The sequence below is a fragment of the uncultured Chryseobacterium sp. genome, assembly GCF_913776365.1.
Lineage (GTDB): Bacteria > Bacteroidota > Bacteroidia > Flavobacteriales > Weeksellaceae > Chryseobacterium.
In genome coordinates this window covers 1-5,350 of the sequence record NZ_CAJYMO010000056.1, presented here as the reverse complement: position 1 = coordinate 5,350, position 5,350 = coordinate 1, and the positions used below count along the sequence as shown (strand labels likewise).

Sequence of the window (5,350 nt, the reverse complement as noted above, 5' to 3'; positions counted from 1 at the left end):
GCTGTCCTGTGTTTGTTTTCTGTTTCATATGATGTATTTAATTGATGATTGATGATTGTTGATTGATGATTGATGATTGATGATTGATGATTGTTGATTGATGATTGATGATTGATGATTGATGATTGATGATTAACAAAGTTCGGTAATATTTTGTGATTTTATGCTACCTGTTTTACGGTCAGGCGGTTTATTTTTCTACCGATGTTACCTGTAAAATCTGGTTAATTTGGCAAAATCAATCTGATTTTTACTTTAAATTCATTTGAAATTAAGTTTTTGCGGTGACAAAGCATTTAATTCTTAAATTTTACCTTTGTACAAATTCAGACTATGGAACATCAGATCCGGCCGGCCACTTCAGAAGATTACCCAAGGATTATGGAAATCTGGGAATCTGCCGTAACAGCGACCCACGATTTTCTTGCCGAGGAAGACTTTAATTATTTTAAACAAGCCATTCCCAATGAATATCTGCCGAATCTAACCGTGTATCTTATCACGAAGGACGACCAGCCCCAGGGTTTTGCTTCCGTTGCTGACGGAAACCTGGAAATGCTTTTCATCCACAACGATTCCCGCGGGAAAGGCCTTGGAAAAAAGCTGTTCCGGTTTATGAAAGAAACTACATCACTGACAAAAGTAGATGTCAACGAGCAGAATCCGCAAGCGATCGGCTTTTATGAAAAGATGGGGTTCACAAAATCAGGAAGGTCTGAAAAAGACGGTTCCGGAAAACCTTATCCGGTTATCCATATGAGCCTATAAAAATGGCTCTCTGTAAATCCTGATCCCTAAAAATTATTCATTTGGTATTTAGAATTACCTTAACTGAAGATACTTCCATCTTCAGCCTCTCAATCCGACTTTTACTCCAGGTTCAAATCAGGCTACTTCTTTCCCCATCACTTTCCGGAACAATCCTTTGATGTGATCAATTTCCTGCTGATAATTCGTTTTCTTGCGGCACCCGAAGTATAAGGTGTTTTCCAGTTTTTTTCCGCCTTCCCAGATCAGCTGGATTTCTCCTTGTTCGATTTCTTTTTTACATAGAAAATCCGGGACGAGCGCTACGCCGGAACCTCCTTTCAGGCAGCGTACAATGGAATTAAGGTTAGGAACAATATAATTGGGCCGGAAATCCGGCTTGTGACCGAAATTCAGGATCCAGAACTGGAAAAGATGCTCCATATCCCCGGCGGTCCCATACCATTTTTCATTTCTGAGCCATTCTTCAGCATATTCGCTCCCCTGATCATTTAAAATGTTTTCAAACTCTTTTACATCAACATCTTTGCCTCCGACCAGAATAATCTGTTCCGATGAAAATGCTTCATGCATAATATTCGGAGAAATCCCTTTTTTCGGGGTAATGATCAAATCCAGAATCCCTTTATCCAGCTGGTCGAGCATTTCCCGGTATTGCCCGAAACTGATGATCAGGTTGAAGGGCAGGCTTGAGACATACTGTTCCAGCGTCGTCTGGAAAGTTTCAAAGCACATTCCGACACTGATGGTGGGCGTCTGCTTTTCAGTAGATTTCTGAAAGTTCTTTTCCACCTCTTCCAGTTTGGTCAACGGCTCAGAGATTGCATTGAACAAGACCTTTCCCCTTTCCGTGGGGATCATCTTCCTTCCTGTCCGGTCGAATAATTTATACCCGACGTAAGCTTCAAGCGAACTGAGATGCAAACTTACTCCCGGCTGGGAAATAAACAAGGTATCCGCAGCTTCGGTAAGTGTTCCCGTTCTGTAAATCGCTTTGAAAGTCCGGTACCATTCCAGATTAACCATAGGTATTACTTTTATGATGCAAATGTAATTAAATAAACATAGTTATAATATTTTTGAGACCAATGAAAGCAATTAACGCAGTCTATACTATAATTAAAAAATTCATTTACAATACATTATATTAAAAATCATTTAAATAATACTTAACTATGATTTTTATTATTTTTCTGATAGTAAATGAGCTGATACCTTTGCATCTGAATTTAAAACAAACATCAGACAATGAAAAAAGTATTGATTATCAACGGTGGCCAAAACTTCGGCCATTCCGGCGGGAAATACAACCGGACCATCGCAGAAAACACTCAGGAAGTCCTAAAAAATTTTGATGAAGTAGAGGTAAGAATCACGGATGTGGATCAGGGATATGACAAACATGAAGAAGTGCAGAAATTTGTCTGGGCAGATTATATCATTTACCATACACCCATCTGGTGGTTTCAGCTGCCGAACGGATTGAAAAAATATATCGATGAAGTCTTCACGGCAGGACATGCCAAAGGAATTTACCTGAGCGACGGCAGGACTTCCGAAAACCCGGAGATCAATTACGGAACCGGGGGAATGCTGGGCGGAAGAAAATACATGGTCACCACCAGCTGGAATGCCCCGGAAACCGCTTTTACCCTTCCCGGAGAATTCTTTAATGAAACCAGTGTGGACAACGGTCCGCTGTTCGGGTTCCACAGGATGAATGCTTTTGTTTCGCTGGAAAAGATGGAAAGTTTCCATTTTCATGATGTCGAAAAGAACGCCGATGTAGAACGTGATATGAAACGGTACCGGGAGCATCTTTCCAATCTATTTGAAAAAGAACTGAAACCTCATTTTGCATAATCATATGAAAAAGATATTGATTACAGGAATTACCGGATATATCGGCGGAACCATAGCCCGAAAGCTGCTGGATAAACAGTATACCGTGACCGGATTGGTACGCAATGAGGATCATACAGAAGAGCTTAACGCAGCCGGAATTGAAACCATTTTCGGAAGCATCCATGATGAAGCGGTTTTACAGAAAGCAATTTCCGGGGTGGATGCTGTTATCCATAATGCCGATTCTGCAGATGATGCTTATGCGGCAGACAGTATTGTTAACGCACTGGAAGGAACGGGGAAAACTTTTATTTTCACGTCCGGTTCAGCAATTTTCGGCGGAAAGGAGAACGGCGAAAGAAATGATTTTGTATTTACGGAAGACTTTCCGCTGCAGCCACGACTGGAAATGGCTTCCAGGGTTCTCATCAATCAGCATATCCTCCGGTCTGCCCGGAAGAATGTCAGGAGCATCGTTATCGTCCCCACCATGGTGTACGGCGAAGGTCTGGGCCTGAAAAAAGACAGCATCCAGCTTCCTGCCCTGATCCGTTTTTCAAAAGAGAAAGGATTCGGAACCTATTTCGGGAAAGGGGAAAACATCTGGTCAAATGTTCATATTGAAGACCTGGCCGATTTATATGTTCTGGCCCTGGAAAAGGCAAAAGCCGGGTCTATCTATTACGCAGAAAACGGCTCCTCAACGCTAAAACATCTGGCCGAAAAGATCAGCGAGCAGTACGGGCTGGAGCCGGCACAATCGGTAACGGTTCAGGAAGCGGTGGACACCTTCGGTCCTGCAGGCGGATATTTCGGCTTTGCTTCCAACAGCCTGTGCAGCTCAGACAAGGCCAGAACCGAACTGCTTTGGAAACCACAACATCAATCCATTGAACATTATATTTAAATTATGAAAATTTACCTTACCGCTGTTATTACAGCCAAAGAAAAATATCGCAAAGAAGTCCTTGAAACGCTTCAGAATATGGTCCGAGAAACCATAAAAGAAGAAGCCAACGAGCAGTACACGCTCCATCAGGGAATTGAAGACCGCAACCAGTTCGTGTTCTACGAGATCTGGAAAAGCGAGGACGGGCTGGCCCTTCATAATGAACAGCCTTATATCAGGGCATTCGGAGATCTGATCAATGAAAAATTGCAGGAACCGCCACAGATCTATTTAACGCAGATCATCTGAAGTCTGAATTGCTGAAGCAATCATTTTTTGGTGCGGAAATTTCATGTACTTATTAAATCCATTGAAGATGAACCTATTGAAAAACATTTTTACGGTTTTAATTTTTATTCTTATGAACAACGTTACCGCACAGCAAAAAGATCAGTGTCGTTACATCAAAACCCCGGCAGGCTACCTGATGGTGCTACGGCAGGGCGATGATGTTCTGGCCCACATTGAAAATATGGCAAAAACCGAAAATATTCCTTCGGCAAGTTTTACCGGAATTGGTTTTGCATCGGATGTTACTTTCGGATTTTTTGATTTTAATGCGAAGAAGTTTAATCCGAAAACCTTCACCAAAGTGGAAATGGGAAGCCTCACCGGATCGATTGCATGGAACGAAAAAGGTCCCTCCCTTCACATCCACGGCGTAGCTACCGACGATAAATTCAACGCCTACGGAGGCCACATCCTTTCCCTGCATGTAGGAACGGGATCGATGGAAATTTATGTTACCGTAAATGACCAAAAGCTTGAACGCAAAATAGAACAGCCGCTGAATGCCAATGTCCTTCAGCTTAGCTGCCCCAGATAACAAAAGCGCTTCTCTTTCCGGGAAGCGCTTTTTAATTTCATGATGTATTACATTCAGCAATGATTATTTACCGTAAGCCAGACAAAGTTTTATCTGATCCTAATACTGATTTAAGTTAAACAAAGTCACTTCACTTAACTAGGGAATACCTGTTTTAAATTTGATTAAAACTGTAATATCCTGAAACTGTAATTGGCAAATCTGAATATGAATAAAAATCTGCGCAATCCGCTTAATTTGCGAGAGCAAATTCCAAAAATCAATTTACAAGGTGAGCAATTATCCTGCAACCGGCATATGTGTAGCCATGGCTATCCGGTTCCACATATTGATGGTGACGGCTGCCATGATGATGTCGGCAATTTGCGTTTCAGTAAAAAATTGTGTTGCTTTTGCATACGTTTCTTCGGACAATCCGCTCTGGCTGATCAGGGTAACCTCTTCAGCGATGACTAACATCACCTGTTCTTCTTCGGTATACAATTCCCGGGCATCCTTCCAGACATTCAGCAGGAAAATCCGTTGTGGAGTTTCGCCGTATTTCAGGGCGTCTTTGGTGTGCATGTCCAGACAAAAGGCACAGCCGTTGATCTGCGAAGCCCTGATCTTGATCAGTTCTTTCTGGATTGGGCTTAAAAAACTGTTTTGAAGTGCTTTTTCCATTGCTATTCCGGCCTGGTAAGCCGGGGCATTCACCTCAGCCATCTTGAATCTTGTACTCATTTTTATTCTGTTTTAAAGTTCTGGAGCAAAGTTCCCGTTTCCAGATGGCAAAAATCTTAAACCGGTTTAAGAAATGAAATTGATCAAGGCTGATGTTGTTGGGACGCGCAAAGGCGCAAATGGAATGGCAAATGTGATGCTTTAAGGCGCAAGGAATTCGACGATGTCGAATTTTAATACCGCTGAATTCCAAATTCGATCTGCGTAATCTGCAAAATCTGCGAGAGATTATTTGGTTG

The 5,350-nt window shown here is 42.1% G+C and carries 7 protein-coding genes; 5 read left to right on the top strand and 2 right to left on the bottom strand.

The window, feature by feature from the left end; all coding sequences use genetic code 11:
• Positions 1 to 333 precede the first annotated feature (333 nt).
• On the top strand, positions 334 to 768 hold the full coding sequence (locus tag QZ735_RS02995; protein ID WP_294244012.1) for an acetyltransferase: 435 nt from the start codon (positions 334 to 336) through the stop codon (positions 766 to 768).
• A gap of 117 nt (positions 769 to 885) precedes the next feature.
• Here the strand turns inward: QZ735_RS02995 and QZ735_RS02990 are convergent, their stop codons facing one another.
• Positions 886 to 1,794 carry a LysR family transcriptional regulator gene (locus tag QZ735_RS02990; protein WP_294244011.1) on the bottom strand — a complete coding sequence of 303 codons (909 nt, stop codon included), beginning with the start codon at positions 1,792 to 1,794 and terminating at the stop codon, positions 886 to 888.
• Between the two features lie 222 nt (positions 1,795 to 2,016).
• Between QZ735_RS02990 and QZ735_RS02985 the strand changes: the two genes are divergently transcribed.
• The 4 genes from QZ735_RS02985 to QZ735_RS02970 all read left to right on the top strand — a co-directional run bounded on the left by QZ735_RS02985 (position 2,017) and on the right by QZ735_RS02970 (position 4,388).
• Positions 2,017 to 2,631: an NAD(P)H-dependent oxidoreductase gene (locus QZ735_RS02985; protein WP_294243998.1), complete on the top strand. Its 615-nt coding sequence runs from the start codon at positions 2,017 to 2,019 to the stop codon at positions 2,629 to 2,631.
• A gap of 4 nt (positions 2,632 to 2,635) precedes the next feature.
• Positions 2,636 to 3,520, top strand: coding sequence for an NAD-dependent epimerase/dehydratase family protein (locus tag QZ735_RS02980; RefSeq protein ID WP_294243996.1), 885 nt, complete (start codon positions 2,636 to 2,638; stop codon positions 3,518 to 3,520).
• A 3-nt stretch (positions 3,521 to 3,523) separates the two neighbouring features.
• A complete protein-coding gene (locus QZ735_RS02975) occupies positions 3,524 to 3,811 on the top strand; it encodes a putative quinol monooxygenase (protein ID WP_294243994.1) in 288 nt (95 codons plus the stop codon).
• 112 nt (positions 3,812 to 3,923) lie between these two features.
• The gene (locus QZ735_RS02970; RefSeq protein WP_294243991.1) at positions 3,924 to 4,388 is read left to right on the top strand and encodes a PPC domain-containing DNA-binding protein; all 465 of its coding nucleotides are present in this window, start codon (positions 3,924 to 3,926) and stop codon (positions 4,386 to 4,388) included.
• A 279-nt stretch (positions 4,389 to 4,667) separates the two neighbouring features.
• Here the strand turns inward: QZ735_RS02970 and QZ735_RS02965 are convergent, their stop codons facing one another.
• The gene (locus QZ735_RS02965) at positions 4,668 to 5,111 is read right to left on the bottom strand and encodes a carboxymuconolactone decarboxylase family protein (protein ID WP_294243989.1); all 444 of its coding nucleotides are present in this window, start codon (positions 5,109 to 5,111) and stop codon (positions 4,668 to 4,670) included.
• Positions 5,112 to 5,350 lie beyond the last annotated feature (239 nt).